This is a genomic window from Legionella navarrensis (assembly GCF_052527415.1).
This window is the reverse complement of sequence record NZ_JBNVZR010000024.1, coordinates 17,440-41,050: the sequence shown is the minus strand read 5'-3', so window position 1 is coordinate 41,050 and position 23,611 is coordinate 17,440. Positions and strand designations below refer to the sequence as shown.

Here is a 23,611-nt window from a genome sequence, read left to right as displayed (position 1 = left end):
AATGCGGGATCGGAGCTGGATTATTCCCGGATTACGCTACGCTAATCCGGGCTACGTGATGGGTAGCCCGTATTAGCGTTAGCGTAATGCGGGATCGGAGCTGGATTATTCCCGGATTACGCTACGCTAACCCAGGCTACGTAATGGGGTAGCCCGTATTAGCGTTAGCGTAATGCGGGATCGGAGCTGGATTATTCCCGGATTACGCTACGCTAATCCGGGCTACGACGGGTTTCAGTTGAAGCTTTTGGCCAGGGTACGAACCCGGTGTTTGGGTAACAACAGCCAGTAATGACCGGCGTTTTTCATTTTACCGGCGATATAGGTAGCATCCTCCCCGGCGCCCCAGAACACATCACCACGCACCGCACCACGGATGGCGCCGCCGGTATCCTGAGCAATCATTAAGCGCTGCAGGCTTTGAGCTTCGTCGCGATCAGTCCTGGGATGAGTGGTGTTGAGCCACAGCGGGGTTCCCAGTGGAATCCATTTTCGGTCAACAGCCAGCGAATAACCTGGTGTCAGCTCCACGCCCTGTGCACCCATCGCCGCCGTTCGTTTCAGAATCTGAAAGAAGACAAACGATTTATTCTGGTTGAGGACGGGTAATATTTCGTCGGGATGCGCTTCCAGATAGGCGCGTATGCCTTGCATGGAGGCCGTTTTTTTGGTCATGATACCACGATCAATCAATACCTTGCCAACCGGGGTATACGAGCCACCGTTTTCACCCGCATAACCCAGATAGATTTTTTCACCGGTATCGAGCTGCACAACGCCGGAACCCTGTATCTCCAGAAAAAGGCGATCGATATGACTGTTAACCCAGACCAATACCGGCGCCTTGTCTTTCAACGCGCCCTTGTTGATTTCGGCGCGGTTGTGAAAGGGTACGAATCGGTTCTGCTCCATGCGACCGACCAGACGACGGTGCGGCAGGTCAGACCCAAAATCGCTGAGATTGACCGTGACGATATTGGATGGCAAACCATAAATGGGGACATTGTACTCTTCGCTGCGGGTCATGCTGCCATGCAGCAGAGGCAGATAGTAACCAGTAAACAGGCCCTGGACGGGTTTGCTGTCATAAAATTCGACTGGCTGAAACCAGCGTCTGAAAAATTTGCGGGCATTGGCTTCGCTGACAGGTTTGACGTTTGCAGCGGCCATACAGGCCGGCTGCCAGTCTTTTGCCTGCATGGGTATTTGCTGGCTGCCAACCGGGCGCTCAGGATCCTGGCGCAAAAACGCCTTACAGGAAATCTGAAACGCTTTGAAGGACTGCTCAATGTCAGCTGCGTCCCAACCCGGTAACTGGTTAAAACGAGATGTCTTGATATGTATCACGTCAGGTTTCGTCTTCCACAAGGTAGAAACAAGCAGAAGCATACTGATGACGACAATGGTATAGAATATTTTATGTTTCATAGCTGGACAAATATTACACTAAAATAAAATAAATGCAAGATTTTTATCCAGCTGGCCCTTTATTCCATACGCGACTGCAGAAGTTTTCTCAAGGAGTCAGGCAGCATGGCCTGCGCCTTTTCTGTCAGTCTTGCTTCGTGTTTTTGCCACAGGGTACCCACGTAAATTATCAGGATACCTATAATCGTAAGAGCAAAAGGAAACATCATGCTGTCGACAAAAACCTGATAGGCAAGGTGACCCAGATAGTAGCAGCAGCCAATGGCACCAAACACAACAAACACACGCCTGACCAGCACAACCCCAACGCCTATCATGAGCAGATTAATGCACAGGTAGAAGAACTTTGACAGCTCACTGTCAGAACTCTGGCAGCTCAACCCGCCCCAGAACGCCATGACTCCAAATAAATACAGCCAGAAGGCGTAATCACGGGTTCCTTCACTGCGGACGTCAACCCAGAAGGCCAGGCCAATCATCAGCAGTCCGAAATACATGGATACCATGGAGCGGAGTTCAAAGCTGTAATAATCACCACCTATCAGAACAGCAACGTCCATTGACATGTACCACAGCGTAACTGCGACTGGCATAATCATGAAGGGATAGCGATAGATATAGGCAAGAATGCAGCCAACGGCAAGCGTGGCCAGTTCCATGTATATCCATTGCCATTTTACAAAATAATTGTATTCGTTGAAATGCGTGCTGTCTGGCCACCAGTTCATGGCGATTTGCAGTCCATAAACGGCGAGGGGCGTTAAGACCACGGCAAAGGTCGCGCAGATACCGGCCGGGATAATGTGGTTTTTTCTTTGAAAATGATTGGTCAGCAGAAGTGCTGCAGCACCGTAGATGAGCGCAAGAAAGAAGATTCCCCAGCCACCAAACAGCTCCCAGCCCAGATTCATAAACAACGACATGGCGCCAATAGCCAGCAGGCCGCCAAAATAGTAAAGAACATTGGCAAAATTAAAGCCAGCTTCCTGTTCCGGTTGTTGTTTGATGAAGTTTATTAAGGCGTCTGCTTGTTTTGCGTCCAGAATATTCGCTTTGACCGCATCGTTTAAGAGGGCACGGGAAATTTTCATCTCAGATACTCCGCTGAGGTTTAGTAGCCTGTTGATAAGATTATAGCTTATTTCCTGATAGTAAAGATGGCGTTCTGGTGTTTGCCCACCCTACCCCTGTATATCATGTAAGTGTCATCCCCGCGCAGGCGGGAAACTATCCTGTCATAAGGCCGGACGAACCAGCTCCAGCTCTTCCTTAACTAATTCCAGAATGCTGCAATCGGCCTGTTCCGCGGATAGGGATTGTTTCATCTGCTTAAGGCGCGACTGCATTTCGTCGGCCATGTCACGGTTGTTAACCAGAGCGTGCAGCATGGAGCTGATTTGATCCGGGTTGCAGTCGTTTTGCAACAGCTCTGGTACGATCAGATCATTCTGCAACAGGTTACACAGGCCAAGATAACGAACCTTAACCAGCTTTTTCGCAATAAAGGCCGTCAGCATGGATACCTTGTAAATAATGCACATGGGCTTCAGCAGCAGGGCGCATTCAAGGGAGGCAGTTCCAGAGGCTACAACAACGCAATCACTGCAGGCTGCAGCGTCAATTGATTGACCGGAAAGAAAGGTGAATTTGTCCGGTTGCCTGACATAGGCCTTGACGGTTTCCGGGTTAAGCGTTTTCGCAATGGGTATCACAAAATGCCAGTCAGGATGAACGACAGACAGGCGTGCTGCGCTTTCAGCCAATACAGGCATATGCCGTTCAATCTCATTGCGACGGCTGCCTGGTAACAGAGCAATGAGCTTTTTATTCAGTGGCAGACCCAGCTGGGTTCTGAGGGCGTTCGTATCAGCTGAGTCTGGAATTTTATTGACCAGAGGATGGCCGACAAACGATACCGGTACGCCAGCCTGCTGATAAATCTCTTTTTCAAATGGCAGGATAACCGCCATCCGATCAATATTTTCCCTGATGGTACGAATTCGTCCGGCTTTCCAGGCCCAGATTTGCGGGCTGATGTAATACACGGTGCGAATACCCAGCTGCCTGGCAAACCTGGCAAGACGCAGATTAAAGCCTGGGTAATCAACCAGAACCAGCAGATCCGGTCTCTGCTGTTTAAGATGATGTTTGATGGCCGTAAAGGCCTTTTTTATGACAACGGCGTGCTTGATAACTTCCGAAATGCCCGTGACCCCAAAGCGGGCCAGGTCGCTTATCAGCTGGACGCCGGCTTCCTGCATGTGTCGTCCACCAATGCCACTGAGGATAAGACTGGGCTCATCCTTAAGCAGAGCACGTGCCAGGTGAGCGGCGTGCTGATCGCCAGACTCTTCGCCGGCGATGATCACCACGTGTCTTTGGGAAACTGACTCAGGCAAGGGCATGACGTGTTATCAGGTTTGCGTTAATTAAATCGTTGATTCGCTCAGCTGTTTCAAGCGCAGCACGTCCATCCTCACCTGTAACCAAGGGTGTGCTGTTATTTTCTATACTGCTGAGAAAGGCCTTGATTTCTTCGAGCAGGGCATCACCCTTTTCAAAAACCGATTCGTGGCGGGTGATGTCAGGAATCCCGGGGAACATTTCTCCCTGACCTTTCCTAAACAGAGCAAACTGCTTGTTCTGAAAATCGATGGAAATATAGGAATCTGGCTGGAAAATCCGCATTTTCCGTTCAGTTTTGAAACTGATACGGCTGGCGGTGATGTTGGCAACGCAATGATTGGCAAAGGTGATTCGGGCATTGGCGATGTCAGTGGCCTGAGACAGAATAGGCGAGCCCTGCGCCTCTATGCCGACAATCGGACTTTTTACCATGGCCTGGATAAGATCGATGTCATGGATCATCAGATCCAGAATGACGTTTACATCCGTTCCACGCGGATTATAGGGCGCAAGGCGCTGCGACTCGATAAACAGTGGTCTGTCCAGGTATTCGTCCAGAGCAAGACGGGCCGAGTTGAACCGTTCAAGATGACCGACCTGCAGCTTGGCGCCGTGCTCCTTTGCAAGAGCAATCAATTCGTTTGCCTGGCTGACAGTTTCGGTTATGGGTTTTTCTATCAGCACGTGAATGCCCTGAGCCAGGCAGGCTTTGGCAATGGCGTAATGTTGATTGGTCGTAGCCGCAATGCTGACCGCATCGACCTTACCAAACAGTTCGGTATAATCATGAACAGCCGGAACGGAGAGTTCCTGCGCAACGGCATTGCATTGTTCCTGGTTAACATCGCAGAGAGCGACGAGGTCGGCATTGGGGAGCATACGGTATTTTTGCGCGTGAAAACGGCCAAGATACCCCACGCCAATTACAGCACATCGGATAGCAGTCATAGTTACTTGAGTTGATAATAATTTGAACGCATTATGACAGTTCCACCAAAATAATGCAATTTGTCATACGGTTCGGTATTGAGGTCATCATTGGCTTCTCTTCTCGGCAAGCCGTGTCTTAAGCATCGTTATGAGCGGATTGTCGCTGTTAAACTCCCGCGTATCCAGTTTGTGTATGGCTTTGATTCCCATCAGGGCGTTGCTGACAAAAACCGCATCAGCCTCATGAAAATCCTCGATGCGCAGGGAGCGCTCTTTTACCAGGTTCAACTCATAAACCAGCAGATGACGGATTACACCGGGCAGGGCGCCATTTTCAACCGATGGGGTGAAAACCTGAGCCTCCTTAATCAGGTACAGATTACTGATGGCGCCATCAGCGACCATCCCCTGCGAATTTAACATGACAGCCTCGTCGAATCCCCTGGCCTGGGCTTCCTGCCTGGCCAGAATGTTATCCAGATAACTCAGGCTCTTGATGCGGGAAGACGGCGATTGCTCATTACGGCGGACACGGACCTGGCAGGCACTGAGCGTGTTGGCTGATGAGGTACTGAGTGCCGACAGGCTGAGAATGACGGTCGCACTTTGCGTTCCATCGGCGAGCAAGCCGCGCTCACTGACACCATCCGTCACGCTTATACGCAAAGCACAGGTCGAGGCCTCTGCCTGGTTACTCGCCAGTAATCGCTGAACCTGCTGCTGCAGCCCGGAAAAATCCAGGGGCAGGCGGATGGCGCAGGATGTTGCCCCTGCTTCAAGCCGCTGCCAGTGGTGGCTCAGGAGAAGTGGGCGTCCCTGGCTTACCAGAATGGTTTCAAACACGCCATGCCCAAGAGTCAATCCACGATCAGTAGGCAGGATGCACGGACTCTGACTGGGGTGTAGTTGACCATTGACCATCACAAACATAGGCATACCTGGTTTTCTCATGTTGATATTAGGATTATACTCCGCCGCAACAAGAATAATAAGGATAAATCATGAGCATGATTTGTATTGCTGGCGTCGATGAAGTCGGGCGTGGCCCTCTGGCGGGTCCTGTAGTGACCGCCGCGGTTATCATCGACGTCATTATTCCGGGTGTCACGGACTCCAAAAAACTCACGGCAGCCCGTCGTAATAAACTGGCAGAACAAATCAAACTGCATGCGAGGGCCTATGCCTACGGTCGTGCCGAAGTTGAAGAGATTGATCGATTGAATATCCATCAGGCCACACTGCTGGCCATGAAGCGGGCGGTTGAAGGCCTGTCCATACGTCCGGACAAGGTCATGGTAGATGGGGTGCATGCGCCTTCAATTGATATACCCTGCGAAACGGTTATCAAAGGCGATTCGCTGGTTTATCAGATTGGCGCAGCCTCTATTCTCGCCAAGGTAGCTCGTGATTCTGAGATGGACGAGATGGATCGCCAATACCCAGGGTATGGGTTTGCCGGCCACAAGGGCTATCCAACCAGTCAGCATCGCAATGCTCTGATCACGCTTGGGATAACTCCCATACATCGCCGTTCGTATGCTCCGGTGGCTGACCTGATTGATTGAGTCGTTCATAAATTCGAGTATACTCGTTTGATGTCTCGCCAGAATGACAACAATCGATGACTAATAATTTTCTTTACCATGTATTTATTTTCCTCGGCTCGGCCTGTCTCATCGTGCCCCTGGCCAGCCGCTTTAAACTGGGTTCCGTGCTGGGCTATCTGGTTATCGGTGTACTCATAGGTCCCTTTGGTTTTCAGTTGATAGGTAATGCTGCGCAAATCATGCATTTTGCCGAGTTTGGCGTGATCATGATGCTGTTTCTGATTGGTCTGGAGCTGGAGCCTGAAACTCTGTGGCGCCTGCGCCGGGTCATCGTTGGCCTTGGTGGTCTTCAGGTGTTGATCAGCACGGTGGTTCTTACACTGATTGGCATGGCGTTTCATTACGATTGGCGTGTCAGCCTGACGGTCAGTATGGCCTTGTCCCTGTCCTCCACCGCGCTGGTCATTCAAATGCTTCAGGAAAAAAATCTGATGCAGACCACCACCGGCGAAACATCATTTGCGGTTCTGCTGTTTCAGGATATTTCCGTTATTTTTATTTTGCTGTTGATTCCTCTTCTGGCGGCTCCCGGTACCGCACCCATGCAACAGGATAATCTTCTGGCGGCTTATCCCGGCTGGGCCCAGACTCTGATTATCAGCGCCATCATTGCTGCGGTGGTGTTGGCTGGGCATTATCTGTCGCATTATTTTTTTTATATGATAGCCAAAACCAATTTGCGGGAGGTGTTTACGGCTACCTCGCTGGCTGTGGTGGTGGGGATTACCCTGTTGATGCAGGAAGTAGGGGTTTCGCCAGGTCTGGGTGCCTTTATTGCCGGTGTGGTGCTGGCAAATTCTGATTACAAACGAACACTGGAAACCGATATTGAGCCCTTCAAGGGCCTGTTACTGGGATTGTTTTTTATCTCTGTTGGCATGGGGATTAATTTTACCCTGCTGGCGGACAAGCCTATGGATGTATTGGGCGTGGTCAGTCTGCTGGTGTTGGTTAAGGCCGGCATTCTTTTTGCCTTGTGCCTGTTGTTTCGACTGTCCAGAGTACAATCGTTTGGTATTGCCATGATTCTCTCTCAGGGCAGTGAGTTTGCCTTTGTGCTGTTTCAGTTTGCCCGGAGCAGCCAGGTCATCAACGAAAATCAGGCTGGGTTTTATACCCTGGTTGTCGCTATATCGATGGCGAGCACACCACTGCTGAGCCTTCTTTATAATCGATTGATTCTCCCTCGTTTTATGAGCCGCAGGCCGGAGGCGCAATATGATGAATTTACTGAGCAGGGCAGCGTGATTCTGGCGGGATATGGGCGCTTTGGTCAGGTGATTGGAAGATTTCTCAGTGCACAGGGTGTGTCAATCACGGTATTGGAAAGCAATCCGGAACAGATTGAGTCGCTACGCAAATTTGGTATTAAGGGCTATTATGGCGACGCGGGAAGGCTGGATATTCTCCACAATGCCGGTGCGGCGCAGGCCAGATTATTAATTGTTGCGGTTGACGATCCGGATACCTGTATGGATATTGTCAGGCTGGCTAAATCCAGTTTTCCCAATCTTGCCGTTTTTGCACGTGCGAGAAACCGCCGTCATGCCTATGAGCTGGATAAAGTGGGTGTAGATTATTTCAAGAGGGAAGTATTCGACTCCTCGTTGTCAATGGCTCAGGATGTGATGAAGTTCCTTGGCTTTAATCCCGACAGTATGAAACGAAAGGCGCGTGCGTTTGCGCAGCATGATGAGCTCGTTTTGAAAAAATCCTTTGAGTTTTTTGAGCAGGAACAGGAGTTAATAAGTTTTGCCCGTCAGGCAAGGGGAGAGCTGGATCAGATTCTTCAGGATGACCAGCTCACCGGAAGCCGGGTCAGTAAAAAAGAGGTCCCAATCGAGCATTGAGGGCAACCCGAACCCGCATTACCCTTCGCTGATACGGGCTGCTATTCTGAGTGAGACAAGTAGTAGGGGAAGGCGCAACATCGAAAAAACTGATGGTCTGCGCCTTTGCCATGCACATCGCAGTGCCGCCAGAAGGGGTGATGTGTTTTTTTGTCTCGTACAAAGCAGCGGCTGTTGACGATGATCACTGGTACTGCTGTCGAATCACCTCCATGGGTTCGACCAGATTGTAGTTAGAGTATCGCCCCCAGTAGCGAGCAGTTGCCTTAACCAGATCGGCCTGTAAATAAGGCCGGTGATCGCTCTGACTTTTGAATAAGGCAATCAATTGAAGTTTTTCCTTAATGAATTCGTTGATATCTACATAAAGTGCTGGTTTAAAATCAATAGTGGTTGATGGTGATAAATAGCAGTAGATATTTGGGATTTTCCGGCAGGCGGTGATCGTCGCCAGATACGCGTTACGATGATCCTGGTGACTGTCGTGTAAGGAGTGCGTATACACATGTGTTGGTTTACATTGTTCCACTACGCTTTCAATCAATTCGATTGTTTTCGTTGCTTCTGAGATTCCCTTATCAGACAGGGAGCCCATGAATAATCTGGCTCCCAGGATATTGGCAGCCAGCCTTGATTCTGTTTTCCTTACCTCAGGATTACCCCCTGATTCACCCGCGCTCAATGTTAAAATATTCAGTGCATCTCCTTTGGAGCGATGCAGCAGCAGGCTTCCGCTGCAGCCAACCTCGACATCATCAGGGTGTGAGCCTATCGCCAGAATTACTTTTTTCTCTTTTTCTCTTCTTGTTTTAGCTGCTTCAGCCAGCTCAAAGACTTTGGTGATAAACTCTGTTTTTTCCAGGGGCTTAAACATCAGTCCATCAGCATGATTCTGCATGGCAGTGATGATGAAATGGATTTTTTGATCGGATGTGACAATTAAAACGGATGTTTGAGGTGTGTTTTTTTTCACAAAATCAGTGACATCAAGGTCATTGATCTGCGACTGACTGAGATCGGTTATCACCAGATCCCAATACTCTTCGTTTATCAGCCGGTAGGCTTCGCTGGCATTCAGGCAATGAGTAAGGGAAGCCAGATTTTCCAGCCAGCCAGTAATTATCCCGGCAACAGCCAAATCATCTTCAATCAGCAGAATTTTGCAGGACGGTGTATTCAAAGCTTCATCCTTATTTGAGCTTCACAGCAAGCTGTTCTGCTGTTAATTTTAGACGATAAATTTCACTGTTGTGCATGGGAGTTTTAATTTCTCTCTGACGAAACATGGTCATCCATTCTGGGGAGGTGCTAATCCCCTGTGTCAGGGTAAGCTGACAGGCATTAAAAAACTGACCATGACCGACAACAATCACGAAGCCGGATAAACTTCTCAGACCATGGAAAAAAGCGCAGATTCTTTCCTGAAACTGCCTGAACGACTCAGCATCCTCACCATCCTCGTAGTATGGATCGGCGTTGAGCCAATAATCGTGGATTCGCTTAACACGCTCCTCAGGTGGGCACAACGCCAGTTTCTGCGGAGAAAGACAGGTTAACTCCTGGATTGGCCAGATAGCATGGCTCATATCTGGCCAGCGTGCCAGAATCGGTTCGGCACTTTGCTGCGCACGTCGGAGAGGAGACATAACCAGCAAATCTGCCTTGCAGGGTATGGCCGCTGCCACCTGCTGCGCCTGCTGAAGACCTGCAGGTGTTAAAAGAGTCTGCCTGGGATCTCGGCTCCATGTACCGGCGTTTGCACTGCTTTGACCATGACGAATCAACCATACGTTCAGGTCTGACATAATTTTTCCCATTCTGAAATGTGAAAAAACTGTTCCGTCCAATATCGAACAACCATTAATTCCTTATAGGGAAGCAGACTATCCGAAAATGGATGGCCGGAAATATCCTGGATCAGCAGCTTAGGTATATCGATGCCAGCCGCCGCCGTAAGAGGTAAGGTGCCTGGAAATCTCGGGTTAATTTCCAGTAGTTTAAATTGTCCATGAGCATTAGCTTTAAATTGAATATTAGCCACGTAACGGATGTTGGTTATTTCAGCTATGAGCAGGGCCATGTCGCTTAATTCCGGAACGATGCGCGTTTGAGCTGCAACAGCGATGCCGGAGTCAATTTTCATCCGAAGGCGGGGAACGGCGGCCAGTGGACGACCATTGCCACGTATATAGACATCAACAGAATACTCCTCACCGCTCAATACCTCCTGAATCAGATAACTGCCATCTCGAGGCAATTGCTCCAGATCCTGATGATCAGTCAGAGTCATTATACCGGAGGAACCAGCTCCGTAACGTGGTTTAGCGAACAATGGATATTCGTTTTGTTTCAGTGGTGCGCTGGTCAGGATTTCATAACGAGGGATAAGCCCGGTTTCCTGGCATTTGCTCAGCAAAGCGTATTTGTCTCGACAGCACTGCAGCACATCGGCAGAGCTGAGTGGTAAATGAATGCCGTGGTTTTGAAAGCGTGTTGATTGAGATGCCAAGGGGTAGAGTTCGACATCCACCGTTGGAATTAATAATTCGATTTGATGTGTAACACATATATCGAAGACTCTGTCGACAAAGTCTGGCGCATCTCCGCGAGGAACCAGCAGGCGGCGACTGGCGGGCACCAGATACAATCCAGCTGCACAGGGATCAATATCGACCATGAAGATATCATGCTCCTGATTTAAACTTTTCCAGACGCTGATCGCTGCGGCGCCACCTGCGCCTGTAATTAATAGTTTCATACCTGTTTCCTTTTAAGCCCAGTACACCCGCCAGCCGAGGGCGAAGATCGTAGCGCCGTTAAACTGGTAATACTCGTAACGCCCTTCAAGCGCGTGGTTTTTTGTAACAGGGAGAATAAAATTACCGTGTCCTTGCCAGCTGCGCTGCGTTGGAATATAAGCCGTTCCAATATCATAAAATCCTTTGTTACTATATTCCCTGCTGAGATCAAAGGCATAGGTTTCTACCTTTCCACCAATTTCCTGATTGGTCCAGTAACCGGTGGTTGTCAGATTAAAAGGCAAATCGGTATACAGGGTAAGTGAAGAATAATATAGCTGGTTTTTCCAGGGAGAGGGCGTTCCTACCCAGAAGCCACCCAGTAACTGTAAGCGGGGCAGCAAATACACATTGGCATTTCCACCGATACGATTTTCCAGGGGTAAATCATTGCGTTCGCGATAATCGTAGTTAATACCCCAGCCGTATCTGTCTGGTATTTGGCGTTGGAAATCAACGAAATAGCTGTTTTTAGGTAAAATGGTTGGATTGATGGGGATATCCAGCTGCAGCTCTTTAGTGTTGTGCGTGAGAATGGCGATAAAACGATCAGTGGCATTCAGGTCTACATAACCATACAGGGTGGTGCTGTTAGAGTGTTCGCTGTCGATGAGATATTGCCCCTCGCTGAAACTCAACATATATCTGGTTGCGTCACTCAGTAAATCCACGCCCGCCAGCGCGCCGGTATTGCCTGGCTGAATGGCCAGCGATTCGTTGAAATACGCGCGGGACTGTTTAAACTGTTTATTTGTCAGTGTTAAAAGACCCATGCTGTTAAGCGCCTCGACGTCTTCAGGGTTTTGCTGTAACAGTCTGGTAAAAATGAGATTGGCTTTCTTAATTTGATAAAGGCTCATGGTAGCCCGGCCAAGACCCAGCAACGCCATACGGGAATTCGGGTTTTTAGCCAGTATTTCGTTATAGATCTGTATTGCCTTGCGGCTCTGACCAGCCCACTCATAGGTCAAGGCCAGCTCTTGAGCAGGAACCGGATCATCAGCAGGGGCCAGCGCACGCGCCTGTTCAAGCCACTGAATAGCGATCGGATAGTCTTTCTGGGCGCGTGCCAGAAGACCACGGGCAAGCAGCACCTGGCTGTCGCTACGGTGTTCGCTGGCGCAGTGTGCCAGAATCTGCTGCACATCTGACACCGAGAATCTGGGGCTGTTCACCAGAGACAGTGCGCGCATGGTGTCACAACGTGATGCCCGGGCAGTTACAGGTGAGGATTTTGGGCTCTGGTGTGATTGTTCTGCCATGCGAATCTGCTGGAGCGCTATACGAGCACTCTCGTTGGCCGGCTGAATCGCCAGGACGCGCTGCAGATAGGTATTGGCAAGATCGGTGTTTTGCCTGGCCATATAGACTCTGGCTATTCCGTTCAGGGCATCAATGTCCTGCTGATTTTTCTTTAAAAAATGTTCATAAATTATTTGTGCTTCCTTGACGCGATCTCTGGCCATGGCAATGCGTGCCTTGCCAAGCAAGGCAGCGCGAAGTTCTGGATAGCTGCTTAACAACTCCTGATAAACAGCCAGAGCCTTATCCGTCTGATGAGCCCACTCATAAGTGAGTGCAAGCTCCTGGGCTGGCACGGGGTTGCCGAATGGTGCGCTGTTTCTCGCACGGGTCAGCCACTGGATAGCAAGCGGATAATTCGCCTGTGATCGGGCCAGCAGGCCATGCATGAGCAGCACCTGAGTATCCTGCGCCTGAACCTTATCGCAGGAGAGCAGGATTTTTTTAATTTCGTCAAGCTGCAAAGGTTTGCTGTTCAGAAGAATCAGTCCCTTGCTGCTCTCGCATACCGATATGTGCTGTGACGGGTTGCTTTGTGCTTTGAGGACCATCGCTGAGATAAACGGCGCGAGAGGAAAAGAAGGAATATTGGATTGAAGCACAGAGGTCTGCTGCAGTGCCTTGTTGCTCTGCGCTAGACCCAACTGAGCGTCGGGGTTGTTTTGCGCCTGCTGCAGGGCTTGTTCAAAATAGCCTCTGGCTTCGGTAAATTTACCTTTGGCCATTAAGGTCCTTCCCATGCCGTTTAAGGCCTCCAGATCACGGGGGTCTTTCTGCAGCAGCTGCTGATAAATCAGAGTTGCTTTTTGATAGTCGTGATGAAACAGGGCGATGCGCGCCCGACCCAGCAGACCGGCCTGAGAGTCGGGATTGCTGGCCAGAACCTGATCATATATACGTTGGGCATCATCGGTCCTACCAGACCACTCATAGGTCAGCGCCAGCTCCAGTGCGGGTATGAAATTGCCGTTGGCCGCCTGAGCCTGTGCCAGCTGTAACCAATTGATGGCAGGTTGAAAATTTTTTGTCGCCATTCCCTCTTTTCTTGCCAGCAGACCATGAAGCAGCAACACCTGAGTATCCTGTGGTGTGCGCTGGTCACAGAGAACGAGCATTTTTTTTATTTGCTCTAAGGGCGGCTTGCTTTGATTAAGCAGAGCCAATGCCTTGTTCGGTTTGCAGGAATCAAGATTATCATCAGCGACGGCTGGTATGCTAATCAGCAGTGCAAGCAGCGTTGAGAAATAATTTTTTACGGACAGGGTTTGCATCATGATAATCCAAAGTAGCTGCGTAGATATACCAGGTAAATCAGGAGCGCCAGGAACAAAACTTCATAAATAAATAGACGCTTTTCATAGCGCTTGTTCTGTGCAAGGATCGTTTTAAAATCATAGTTTTTAGAGGTGCGCTTAAAATTGGATTGAACTTTTCCCTGCTTAACGGTTTTGTTCCATTTCATTTCAAGATTGGCCAGCTCAGCCAGATAAGATGCGAAAGTGATTGCGCATAACAATGGACCGTATCCAACAAGAACCAGAAGTACGTTGGTTATTTTTTGCGACACACCGGCTTTGTCCATACGATAAACGAGCCAGGCTGCGGGCATACATAATGCAACCCAGCTGTTTATCCATAAGATAAAATAGCTATGATTAAGTTGCCAGGGATCAATATTAAACATCTTCGTAACGAAGGCTGCGAACAGACCAGGAGCTACCGCGATACACATGTTAATAACCGAGATAAGCCCCGGGAACATCAGGCCAGCGAACCAGGCACGCCTGGCAGTACGGGGGTCAAGAATGAAACTGAAAAAAGTGATGAACAGGTAGGCGACCAGGCTCAATACGGAAAGCATACGTAAAAAGGTCCAGGACAGACTTTGCTGTAGGAAAAAAAGTGCGTCGAGAGAAACAGCGGATAAAATCATAGTGATTGGCATGAGCAGGGTACTAAACCAAATCAAACCAAAAAAAATGCCACCGAGACCTGATGGATGTTTCGGCCGAAACCAGAGTTTACGAAACAGGCGTGAAATCTGTACGTTACCGCGCGACCAGCGGTAACGTTGCTTCCATAAGTCGGTAATATTGTCTGGTTCTTCCGCAATCGCAGTCGCATGACCATCAAAGAGAACCCGGGCGCCTGTTAACTGGGTAGCCATGGTGGTATAGGTGTCCTCGGCCAGAGTAGATGTGTCGATGCGCCCACCTAATGCTTCAATATTCGATCGTTTATGCAGCTGAGCGCCGCCAGCAAGACAGGCCAGCACACCCAGTACGTTTTGTGAGCGCCTGGCGGCTGCCTGCGCAACCACATATTCAAAGCCGATAAAATGAGACACGAGATTGCCTTGGTATTGACCTTCACGGATATACGCCGTAACTGCACCAACGTCCGGGTCAACCAGATGACGTGTCATCATTGCCAGCGTATTTTGTTCAAACAGCACATCCGCATCGATAATTACAATCGCCTCGGCCCAGGGATCAGCCAGAATGATCTTCAAACCGTGATTCAAAACGGCCGCCTTGCCAAAACCTTCTTTGATGCACTTCTGATAAAAAACCAGGCCAGGATGCTCTTTTGCCCGGGCACGAATTACCTCATCAGAGCCATCGTCACTGTCGTCATCGATGACATAAACACGTAGATTCTGGTCTGGGTAATTCATATTGACGAGGCAGTCAATTGTTGTGCCAATTACGTCAACTTCATTGCGTACGGGTACTATAATGGCGACGTTGGGCGTATAGGACGCGCATTTGTTATAGTGATTTCGCAGGCCGTGCAGACCAACTAATAAAAACTGTAGCAGCAGAGTAACTACGGGGATCATTCCAATTATTATCAATACAGCAAAAAAATATATTAATGAGGTTTTCATATATCCCTGTTCGTGAACATTAAACGTCCAAATATATGTCGTCCCCGCCTGCGCAGGGACGACTGCGTCTAGAACCGCCACACGTCAAAATTAAATAGAAATGTACTACAAATATGCGCCCGATTTCAGAATCATATTAACCATGTGATATTTACAATGCCATACTGGCGTGCAAAACCGGTAGCGCTGCCGCCGGCTGCGCTGTTGTAGCCATACCCCGCGTCAATCACCAGATGCTTACCCCAGGGCCCACGAAAGCCGGCTTCGAAAAATTTGGTGGGAGTCTTGGGATCCTGATTAATCCGCTGCTGCCCCAGACCCGCATTGATGTAATAACGCCAGACTGGATTAGCGTGGCGATTGAGTTTGAGCGTTACGCGCGTTTCTTCATATTGTTCCGGTGAAAAGTAGAAGGGGGAGTTAGGGATGCTGTTGGTATAACTGCGCCAGTAGAATTCCCCATACAGACCAAGATCAGGAAATAACAGTACCGAAGGCCGCAGATTAAAGCCGTTACGTATATTGTTATCGCTGAAATGATCAGACAAAACGCCCGCCGCTACCCTGAAACGATAGGCAGGGAATAAAATCCCAGATCCGGCCACTGAGTTAACGGATATTTTGTTCAGCAGGGATGGCACTGACTCCACAATATCCTTGCTCGCCAACGCGTTAAGAGAATAAAAATCATTGGGTGCATAAAAAAGAGCTGCCTTGGCCAGAACCGGATTCCAGTTCAGATAGGATGCCGGGGCTACGTTCGCCACATAGGTCAGCGTGTCAGCAAGCCAGCCATCTGCCTGAGCTGTAAAACGGTTGCCGCTTACGGATTGCAGGCCCGGAACGGCATAATGGGATTTGGTCCAGGACACGGAGGTGTTCAATGGAACGCCAAAGCGATGAGAATAAGAAGCCTGATTACGCTGGATGGTAAAATCGTCACTGTCTTTCTCATAATAACTGGTAAAACCCAGTGTGTTGATGGCCGTGCCAAGACGGCTTTGCCACAACACGTCATCCAGGCGATAACCCAGATTAGAGTCCGGTTTAATTTGTCTGACCAGGTTATCATAGGTCTGGAGCAGTGCCATGGATTTATAAGGCCAGTTTGACCATAATGCCGCTTCGGAAGCGCTGATCAGCATAGCGGGCATGTGGTAGACGAAACCATTCGGAATGCTGCGCCAGGCTTTCATTGGCAGATCGCGACCACTTAAACTCTGCACATAACCATTCAGGGCAACCTCATAATCTGCTTTATCCAGCGGCTGCTGCAGCAGTTGCGTATAGATCGGCAGAGCGCGCCTGAAATCACCGAGGCTGAGATAAACGGCGCCGATCCGAAACAGAATGACGCGATCCGGCCGCTGGAAGGTTTTTGCGATTGACAGGGCTTGATAATAATAAGCCAGGGCCTGTTTGTATTGGGGATTATCGGAGCTGGATGCTTCGCTGTTGAAGGATGCCTCGCCCTTTTTAACGAGGGCTGCAATACGCTGGTCATTCGGATTAACCGGTGCTGGTTTTGTAGGTTTTGTTGCGCTGCCCGCCTGAACCTGCGTCCTGAGTCTGTCCAGCTGTTTACTCAGAATAGTCTGCTGCGGAATGGTCTGCAACAAGGCTTGATAGCGGTTGAGCAGAGCCTGTGCCGCGTTCAGGTCATCGAGCGATACGAAGACCTGAGCAAGAGCAATGACAAGGCTCGGATTGCTGATGGTGTAGTTTTTGGGGAGCAGACTCAGTGCTTCTTTGTGCCTGTTTTGATAGTTAACTGCGCGGATCAGGCCATCCAGCGCAACCTGCTGATCAACGGCGTTTAACTTGTCGCGATACAAATCGCGGTATGTACTCTCAGCCGACGGGTACTGGCCCAGCCATAGCTGCATTTTTGCAATACCGAATCGTGCGGAAAAAATATCGTCCTGCTGGTGACTGACCAGACTGTCGGCCAGCAGTTTTTGATAAGTAGCCAGTGCCAGTTGAGGTTCGTTTTGTTCAACCTGAGTAACGGCACTTGAACTTAAAAAACCCATTGAAATGTTTTGTTTTGTTTGTTTCATCAGCTGCTCTAAGGCTGCTGCCTGCTTTGCTTCTTTTTGCTTTTCAGACTGAATCTGCGCATACAATCGGGTCAGCTGTCGGTCTGGCACCGAGTTTTTTGTAAGCGTCTGCAATAAGGGTTTGTACTTTTCCAAAAGGCTGTCAGCCTGATCTGTTTCGTTTGCGCTGATATAAGCCTGAGCAAGGGCTATGACCAGCTCCGGATTGCTTATCACATAGTCTTCTGCCACCAGTTGCAGGGCTTCCTTCGGGCGATCCTGATAGGTGATGGAGCGTACCAGCCCATTCAGTGCTATCTGTTTATCTTCCGGAGACAGGGGTTCGCTGTACAAGGTTCGGTAGATGGCTTCGGCCTCCGTGTACTTTTCCAGCCAGAGCTGCATTTTTGCAATGCCAAAACGAGCAACCCGTGCCTGAACCAGATTGTTGTTATCAAGCGCTACCGTCAACGCCTTTTGATACAGGAGCAGGGATTGTTCTGGCTGATTATTGTCAGCGCTGGCCTGCGCCTGGCTGATATAGCTGGCAAAGGAAGTTGCTGGGGCTGCCAGGGCCATCTGTGGCAGCTGTGCGGCATTAACCGGAATCACACCGCTGCCAAGCAAGGCTATTGAGCTGCCGATAACGACACGATGATGCAAAAAACTCATGATGCTTTTGTTCCCCAATGTTTCTTCAGGCTCAGGAATTCAGAAAAATAACCATGGATGCAGGCTGGTGCCATCAGAATCTGATAGAACAGCAAAAAACAAACCAGGCCGCCCCAGTTGCGCCGGACACTAAGGTTGGCACGATGAAAAACTCTGGACTGGGTTATGTAAAAATAGATGGTATAAAGCACGGTAATGGGTAAAACGGCGAGCGTCATCGGGCCTGCGATATAATAATGGCCAAATAAAGCCAGAATCAGCCCGGGAATAAAGGCGAATACGTAGACGAAATCAATAATCGGAAAGAGTACGTTCCAGAATACAAGAAACAGCGTTAATCGCATGGTAATCAATATGCGTGGATGCAGGCGAAAAGCTTCAATCAGGCCGCGTGCCCAGCGGCTCCGCTGATAAAAAAATGTCCGATACGTAACGGGTACGGAAGTAAAGGCTATCGCTCGATCGCTGAATCCGACACGATATTTCAGCGTGAGCAGAGACCAGGTCAGGGCAATGTCCTCACCGACCACTTCTGGCCAGCCTCCTGCCTCAAGAACACAGGATTTGCGGTACAATGAGAAGGCCCCCTGAGCTACCAATGTGCCCTGAAAGAGACTCTGAATACGTTTAATGGCTGCAATGGCATGAAAGTAATCCCATTCCTGCATACGAGTCATCAGGCTGACCCGCGAGTTAGCAACGTATAACGATCCAGCCACCGCCGCTGTATGGGGCGGATCAGATAAAAGCTGCTGCACGAGGTTGGTCAGCGCGTCAGTGCGCATGCGCGTATCGGCATCCAGCCCGACAATCAGCTCGTGAGAGGCGTGTTTAATGCCTGTGTTCAGACAACTGGCCTTACCTCCATGATTATTCAGGACCAGCGTCACATTCGGAATTTTCAGGGAGCGGATCAAGTCAGGTGTGCCGTCTGTTGAACCGTCATCAATAACAATGATTTGAAGAGCAGCCTTATAATCCTGGGCCAGAATGGAGCGCAACGTGTTTTCAATGCAATCAATTTCGTTGTAGGCAGCGATCAGTATGCTTAACGGGGGCCAGTTGTTGCAGGGCTTCAAGGCCGGGCGCCTGTCGATGATATAGGCGATAAACAGAAACATCTGCATGAAGCCTGGTATGTAGGCAATGAAGGTGATAATAAAAATCGACAGGAACGAGCCAATGATCGTACTGAGATCCTCGACCCAGCGTGCTGACAGGTATATGCTCAGCAGCAGCCACAGCAGCGCAATAAAGAAAGTAAAGGCAAATTTTACTTTGACTGGAATATACATGCCCTGCGTCAATCTCCCTGTTTGATGTGTCCATTTTACTAGCAAAACACGATGTCACATGTTAGCTCTTAATCGTGTCGATTGTCCAGATACGTGTACCTTCTTATAGGGAGCAGAACAGTGTTAACTGATTAACCTGACGGCACAACCCTGGCTTTGTTACAGGGTAGAGAAGCCCAGTCTGTTCAGACCAGACTGCATGAGCCTGGCAGCGGGTTTGAGTAGTTTCTCCATCACCGACAGTTTATGATGTTTGCTGATTTTCCAGATATTATGAGTATCCATTTTATCCACGAGATAGTCGTCGCTGGTCTTTATGGCATCAACAAGTCTTAATCCAAAGGCATCAACAGCCAGCCAGTGTTCGCCGGTAGATACTTTATCAATATCCAGTTGCTGACGGTTGGCCACCACGTAATTACGAAAGGCCTGATGGATAGCCTCGAGGTCTTCCTTAAATTTCTGCCGACCTTTTTCTGTGTTCTCACCAAGCATTGTTATCGTGCGTTTGTATTCGCCAGCGGTGATTAGCTCTACATCAATGTCATTTTTCTTAAGCCAGCGATGCACGTTGGGGATTTGAGCCACAACGCCAATAGAACCAATAATGGCAAACGGAGCCGCAACAATCCGGTTCGCAACACAGGACATGAGGTACCCGCCGCTGGCAGCCACCTTATCGATGCAGACGGTCAGCGGAATATTACGGTCACGTACGCGCTGCAGCTGGGAAGCCGCAAGTCCATAGGAGTTTACCAGTCCGCCCGGGCTTTCCAGCAGAATCAGAACTTCGTCTCGGGCTTCAGCAATGGCCAGTACGGCGGTAATTTCTTCGCGCAGCTGTTCTACCTGTGAGGCTTTCATATCGCCATGAAAATTGATGACGAACAGGGAGGGCCTTTCCTGACGCGCCTTCTTTTCCTTTTTGCTTACTTTGCTGTCCTTTGCCTTTTTACCCTTGATGTCTTTATTTAACTGCTGCTTCAATTCATCGTAGTCATGATTGAGCGACTCGATACTGAGTCTCGGTTTCGGCTTTTTACCAAAAACAGCCGCGATGCCGGCCAGCAAAAGCAGCAGGGCGATGACAAGGGTGATTGATTTTAATGCAAATAAGCCGTATTGCGCCAGAAAACTCATGGAAAAACTCTTGTGTAATATAAAGATAAAATGCAGAGTAACATTGACGCGGTAACTTGTCATCTGATGGGCAGGGTGAGGCAGGGCAGGTGCGCCCAATCATATCATTACCCACAGGTCTCTAAAACATTGTTTGTCGTTCCCGCGAAAGCGGGAATCCATCCATTACTTGAGCACTTTGCCTGATTTTGAATAGATTCCCGCTTTCGCGGGAACGACTTTATCTGGCTACTCAATACTTTTTAAATAAAAAAGTTCGCTCAATGGGTCGGATCAGGTTTATCATAGAGAATCGTGCTTACCACTGTTTATATTATGTCAGCGACAGAAACAATGATACCCAAACGACGAAGTCTCCTGCGTTCCACGTCCCTGGTTTCCCTGATGACCTTCATATCCCGCATGACAGGTTTTGCGCGTGATATGATCATTGCTCAGATTTTTGGTGCGGGAGCAGGCATGGACGCCTTTCTGGTGGCCTTTCGTATCCCCAATTTCATGCGACGCCTCTTTGCCGAAGGTGCCTTTTCGCAGGCCTTTGTGCCGGTGCTGGCGGAATACCAACAGACAAAATCACCCGAGGAGGTTCGTAACTTTATTGCGCGGGTGTCGGGCCGACTGATCAGCGTCTTGTCTGTGGTGACGACCATCGGCATGATAGCAACACCTGTGATAATCCTTCTGTTTGCGCCGGGTTTCGGGGAGGGCAGCATGCGCTCGCAGCTGGCAACCGAGATGCTGCGTATCACCTTTCCTTATCTGATGCTGATTTCGCTGGCCGCCATGACGGGGGCAGTACTTAATACCTATGGATACTTTGGTGTACCGGCCATTACGCCCGTACTTCTTAATGCCTCCATGATCCTGGCTGCCTTGTATTTGAGTCCTTATAATATTCACCCGATTGTAGGGCTGGCCTGGGGCGTATTAATAGCCGGAGTTGCGCAGTTTCTGTTTCAGCTGCCGTTTCTGTATCGCCGCGGGCTTTTGGTGATGCCGGCAAGGGCAAAGGGCGATCCGGGCGTTAAACGCGTGATGAAGCTGATGATCCCGGCATTATTTGGTGTCTCCATTGCTCAGCTCAATCTGATGATTGATTCTGTTTTCGCGTCATTTTTAAAAGTCGGCAGCGTGTCATGGCTGTATTTTACCGATAGACTGACCGACTTTCCTCTGGGTGTGTTTGGTGTCGCCATTGCCACGGTTATTTTACCGCACCTGTCACGAGAGCATGCCGGGCAGAGTGTTAAACGCTATTCCCAGGCCATTGACTGGGGGCTGCAGTCTTTGCTGCTGATTGGGGTGCCATCCGCTATTGGCCTGTCATTTTTTTCCATGCCGATTATCGCCTGTTGCTTTGCCTATGGGAAATTTTCACTTGTCGACCTGGTGCAGACTCAGAAAAGTCTGATTGCTCTCGCCTCGGGCGTGCCCGCGTTCATGATGGTAAAGATTCTGGCGTCGAGTTTTTATGCCCGCCAGGAAATCAAAACGCCCGTTAAGGTAGGGGCGGTGGCCATGGTCGTGAACAGCCTGTTATGTGCCGCGCTTATCTGGCCGCTTGCTCACGCAGGCCTTGCTTTGGCCTCGGCCCTTGCAGGCTACGTCAATTGTGGAATTCTCGTATATTTATTGTTGAAGCGTGGTATTTACCAGCCGCAGCTGAACTGGTTGAAATTTACAGGGCAACTGGCTGCGGCCAACATTGCCATTGCTGTTTACCTTTATTTTATGGCTGGCACGCCCGCCGACTGGCTTGCCTTTTCACCGTTGAGCCGTGTTTCTCTTCTGGCCGGACACAGTCTGGTGTCCATAGCCATATATTTGTTGGTTCTCTATTCTCTGGGTGTGCGTGTAGCGCAGTTCCGGGGCCTGTTTAAGGAGTAACGATGCGATCAGATTTATTTTATCAACACAAGGATGGTCAGAGTGTGAGCCTTGAGTTTATCAGCAAGGCGCAGTGGGAGTCGTCTGATTTTCCTGATGCCCTGCGCGCGGCCTTGCAGGCTCAGCAGTTCAAGGGACGCCCTGGAGACGTGGTTTTACCTGCTGGCCAAAACAATAAAGCCTATGTTGGCTCTGGGGATGGAAGTAACATGGCGCTGGCCATGGCTCATGCCGCCAATCGCCTGCCCGCCGGGCGCTACCAGCTGGACGCTGAGCTTTCGCCCTGGGCTCTGCTCATTTGGTCTCTGGCACAGTATCGATTTGATCGTTATAAAAAAAATGAATCGGAAGCACGGATTCTGCTGCTTGATGAGGCCAGCCTGATCCGTGTACAGCAGGAGGCCGCGGCACTTTTTCTGGTGCGGGATTTGATCAATACGCCTACCAACGACATGGGGCCTGCCCAGCTGGGTGAGGTGATGATTGACATGGCCAATACCTTTGGTGCGGATTACGAAGAATGCATTGGTGATGAGTTATTGCAGGATAATTATCCCGCCATTCATGCTGTGGGGCGAGCGTCTATCCATCAGCCCCGGCTGCTCATGCTGACCTGGGGTGACATAAATCATCCACGTGTCAGTCTGGTTGGCAAGGGTGTCTGCTTTGACAGCGGTGGTCTGGACATCAAGCCTTCGTCGGCGATGCGTCTGATGAAGAAGGACATGGGCGGCGCTGCCAACGCTCTTGGGCTGGCGCAGTGGATCATGGCCAGTCGCCTTCCTGTGCGTTTGCAGGTTTTGATTCCAGCGGTAGAAAATGCCATTGGACCTGATGCGTTTCGGCCGGGTGATGTGTTGACGATGCGCAACGGCCTGACGGTTGAAATTGATAATACAGACGCAGAAGGGCGTCTTGTCCTGGCCGATGCGCTGGTGAAGGCCGGTGAGGAGGAACCTGAACTGGTGGTGGATTTTGCAACCCTGACGGGGTCTGCGCGCACAGCGGTCGGTACTGAAATTGCTGCCATGTTCTGTAATGACGATGCCCTGGCTCAGGAGTTGATGACCGCTTCCACAGAAGTGAATGATCCAGTGTGGCGCCTGCCATTGTTTGCCGGCTATGAAAGCATGCTCGATTCGTCCATTGCAGATATGGTTAATTCAAGTGCCTCCGCTTACGCCGGAGCCATCACGGCTGCTCTGTTTCTAAAGCGTTTTGTTCCAGCAAAGGCATCGTGGGTGCACTTTGATATCATGGCCTGGAATGTTTCCAGCAAGCCCGGCAGACCAGAAGGTGGCGAAGCCATGGCCGTGCGGGCAGTTGCGCAGTATCTGCAAAAGAAATACGCGCCTAAAAAGGATTGA

17 protein-coding genes are annotated in these 23,611 nt (G+C 49.8%); 4 read left to right on the top strand and 13 right to left on the bottom strand.

Going from position 1 to position 23,611, the window contains the following annotated elements; all coding sequences use genetic code 11:
- Window positions 1-234 precede the first annotated feature (234 nt).
- From mltA to ACQUTA_RS11880, 5 genes are all read right to left on the bottom strand, one after another.
- On the bottom strand, window positions 235-1,428 hold the full coding sequence (gene mltA, locus ACQUTA_RS11900) for a murein transglycosylase A (RefSeq protein ID WP_444988476.1): 1,194 nt from the start codon (window positions 1,426-1,428) through the stop codon (window positions 235-237).
- Window positions 1,429-1,487: 59 nt separating this feature from the next.
- Window positions 1,488-2,519, bottom strand: coding sequence for a DUF2157 domain-containing protein (locus ACQUTA_RS11895; RefSeq protein ID WP_444988475.1), 1,032 nt, complete (start codon window positions 2,517-2,519; stop codon window positions 1,488-1,490).
- Between the two features lie 144 nt (window positions 2,520-2,663).
- Window positions 2,664-3,833 (bottom strand): lipid-A-disaccharide synthase, encoded by a 1,170-nt coding sequence (gene lpxB, locus ACQUTA_RS11890; protein WP_444988474.1) that lies wholly within the window; start codon window positions 3,831-3,833, stop codon window positions 2,664-2,666.
- Window positions 3,820-4,782 carry a Gfo/Idh/MocA family protein gene (locus tag ACQUTA_RS11885; RefSeq protein WP_444988473.1) on the bottom strand — a complete coding sequence of 321 codons (963 nt, stop codon included), beginning with the start codon at window positions 4,780-4,782 and terminating at the stop codon, window positions 3,820-3,822. Before ACQUTA_RS11885 ends, lpxB begins: the two co-directional genes overlap by 14 nt.
- Before the next feature lie 87 nt (window positions 4,783-4,869).
- The gene (locus ACQUTA_RS11880) at window positions 4,870-5,694 is read right to left on the bottom strand and encodes an aminotransferase class IV (RefSeq protein ID WP_444988472.1); all 825 of its coding nucleotides are present in this window, start codon (window positions 5,692-5,694) and stop codon (window positions 4,870-4,872) included.
- 71 nt (window positions 5,695-5,765) lie between these two features.
- Between ACQUTA_RS11880 and rnhB the strand changes: the two genes are divergently transcribed.
- Together rnhB and ACQUTA_RS11870 are read left to right on the top strand one after the other, a co-directional pair.
- On the top strand, window positions 5,766-6,329 hold the full coding sequence (gene rnhB / locus ACQUTA_RS11875; protein ID WP_444988471.1) for a ribonuclease HII: 564 nt from the start codon (window positions 5,766-5,768) through the stop codon (window positions 6,327-6,329).
- Window positions 6,330-6,385: 56 nt separating this feature from the next.
- Window positions 6,386-8,221 (top strand): monovalent cation:proton antiporter-2 (CPA2) family protein, encoded by a 1,836-nt coding sequence (locus ACQUTA_RS11870; RefSeq protein ID WP_444988470.1) that lies wholly within the window; start codon window positions 6,386-6,388, stop codon window positions 8,219-8,221.
- Between the two features lie 184 nt (window positions 8,222-8,405).
- On the opposite strand, the gene ACQUTA_RS11865 is transcribed toward ACQUTA_RS11870, so the two are convergent.
- The 8 genes from ACQUTA_RS11865 to sohB form a co-directional block, all read right to left on the bottom strand.
- Window positions 8,406-9,401 (bottom strand): PIG-L deacetylase family protein, encoded by a 996-nt coding sequence (locus tag ACQUTA_RS11865; protein ID WP_444988469.1) that lies wholly within the window; start codon window positions 9,399-9,401, stop codon window positions 8,406-8,408.
- Between the two features lie 10 nt (window positions 9,402-9,411).
- Entirely contained in the window at window positions 9,412-10,026 is a 615-nt protein-coding gene (locus ACQUTA_RS11860; protein WP_444988468.1) for a histidine phosphatase family protein, read from the bottom strand.
- Window positions 10,014-10,979, bottom strand: a complete 966-nt coding sequence (locus ACQUTA_RS11855; RefSeq protein ID WP_444988467.1) for an ATP-grasp domain-containing protein — start codon at window positions 10,977-10,979, stop codon at window positions 10,014-10,016. Before ACQUTA_RS11855 ends, ACQUTA_RS11860 begins: the two co-directional genes overlap by 13 nt.
- A gap of 12 nt (window positions 10,980-10,991) precedes the next feature.
- Window positions 10,992-13,595: a tetratricopeptide repeat protein gene (locus tag ACQUTA_RS11850; RefSeq protein ID WP_444988466.1), complete on the bottom strand. Its 2,604-nt coding sequence runs from the start codon at window positions 13,593-13,595 to the stop codon at window positions 10,992-10,994.
- On the bottom strand, window positions 13,592-15,163 hold the full coding sequence (locus ACQUTA_RS11845; RefSeq protein ID WP_444988465.1) for a glycosyltransferase family 2 protein: 1,572 nt from the start codon (window positions 15,161-15,163) through the stop codon (window positions 13,592-13,594). Before ACQUTA_RS11845 ends, ACQUTA_RS11850 begins: the two co-directional genes overlap by 4 nt.
- 179 nt (window positions 15,164-15,342) lie before the next feature.
- The gene (locus ACQUTA_RS11840) at window positions 15,343-17,922 is read right to left on the bottom strand and encodes a tetratricopeptide repeat protein (protein ID WP_444988464.1); all 2,580 of its coding nucleotides are present in this window, start codon (window positions 17,920-17,922) and stop codon (window positions 15,343-15,345) included.
- Window positions 17,919-19,217 carry a glycosyltransferase family 2 protein gene (locus tag ACQUTA_RS11835; protein WP_444988463.1) on the bottom strand — a complete coding sequence of 433 codons (1,299 nt, stop codon included), beginning with the start codon at window positions 19,215-19,217 and terminating at the stop codon, window positions 17,919-17,921. Before ACQUTA_RS11835 ends, ACQUTA_RS11840 begins: the two co-directional genes overlap by 4 nt.
- Before the next feature lie 159 nt (window positions 19,218-19,376).
- On the bottom strand, window positions 19,377-20,357 hold the full coding sequence (gene sohB / locus ACQUTA_RS11830) for a protease SohB (protein WP_444988462.1): 981 nt from the start codon (window positions 20,355-20,357) through the stop codon (window positions 19,377-19,379).
- A gap of 315 nt (window positions 20,358-20,672) precedes the next feature.
- Between sohB and murJ the strand changes: the two genes are divergently transcribed.
- Window positions 20,673-22,244: a murein biosynthesis integral membrane protein MurJ gene (gene murJ / locus ACQUTA_RS11825; RefSeq protein ID WP_444988461.1), complete on the top strand. Its 1,572-nt coding sequence runs from the start codon at window positions 20,673-20,675 to the stop codon at window positions 22,242-22,244.
- A gap of 2 nt (window positions 22,245-22,246) precedes the next feature.
- Window positions 22,247-23,611 (top strand): leucyl aminopeptidase family protein, encoded by a 1,365-nt coding sequence (locus ACQUTA_RS11820; protein WP_444988460.1) that lies wholly within the window; start codon window positions 22,247-22,249, stop codon window positions 23,609-23,611.

Excerpts from the sequence above, each read along its gene's own strand:
- mltA (WP_444988476.1), bottom strand. The coding sequence starts at position 1,428 with ATGAAACATAAAATATTCTATACCATTGTCGTCATCAGTATGCTTCTG.
- ACQUTA_RS11895 (WP_444988475.1), bottom strand. The coding sequence starts at position 2,519 with ATGAAAATTTCCCGTGCCCTCTTAAACGATGCGGTCAAAGCGAATATT.
- lpxB (WP_444988474.1), bottom strand. The coding sequence starts at position 3,833 with ATGCCCTTGCCTGAGTCAGTTTCCCAAAGACACGTGGTGATCATCGCC.
- ACQUTA_RS11885 (WP_444988473.1), bottom strand. The coding sequence starts at position 4,782 with ATGACTGCTATCCGATGTGCTGTAATTGGCGTGGGGTATCTTGGCCGT.
- ACQUTA_RS11880 (WP_444988472.1), bottom strand. The coding sequence starts at position 5,694 with ATGTTTGTGATGGTCAATGGTCAACTACACCCCAGTCAGAGTCCGTGC.
- rnhB (WP_444988471.1), top strand. The coding sequence starts at position 5,766 with ATGAGCATGATTTGTATTGCTGGCGTCGATGAAGTCGGGCGTGGCCCT.
- ACQUTA_RS11870 (WP_444988470.1), top strand. The coding sequence starts at position 6,386 with ATGACTAATAATTTTCTTTACCATGTATTTATTTTCCTCGGCTCGGCC.
- ACQUTA_RS11860 (WP_444988468.1), bottom strand. The coding sequence starts at position 10,026 with ATGTCAGACCTGAACGTATGGTTGATTCGTCATGGTCAAAGCAGTGCA.
- ACQUTA_RS11855 (WP_444988467.1), bottom strand. The coding sequence starts at position 10,979 with ATGAAACTATTAATTACAGGCGCAGGTGGCGCCGCAGCGATCAGCGTC.
- ACQUTA_RS11850 (WP_444988466.1), bottom strand. The coding sequence starts at position 13,595 with ATGATGCAAACCCTGTCCGTAAAAAATTATTTCTCAACGCTGCTTGCA.
- ACQUTA_RS11845 (WP_444988465.1), bottom strand. The coding sequence starts at position 15,163 with ATGATCCCCGTAGTTACTCTGCTGCTACAGTTTTTATTAGTTGGTCTG.
- ACQUTA_RS11840 (WP_444988464.1), bottom strand. The coding sequence starts at position 17,922 with ATGAGTTTTTTGCATCATCGTGTCGTTATCGGCAGCTCAATAGCCTTG.
- ACQUTA_RS11835 (WP_444988463.1), bottom strand. The coding sequence starts at position 19,217 with ATGTATATTCCAGTCAAAGTAAAATTTGCCTTTACTTTCTTTATTGCG.
- sohB (WP_444988462.1), bottom strand. The coding sequence starts at position 20,357 with ATGAGTTTTCTGGCGCAATACGGCTTATTTGCATTAAAATCAATCACC.
- murJ (WP_444988461.1), top strand. The coding sequence starts at position 20,673 with ATGTCAGCGACAGAAACAATGATACCCAAACGACGAAGTCTCCTGCGT.
- ACQUTA_RS11820 (WP_444988460.1), top strand. The coding sequence starts at position 22,247 with ATGCGATCAGATTTATTTTATCAACACAAGGATGGTCAGAGTGTGAGC.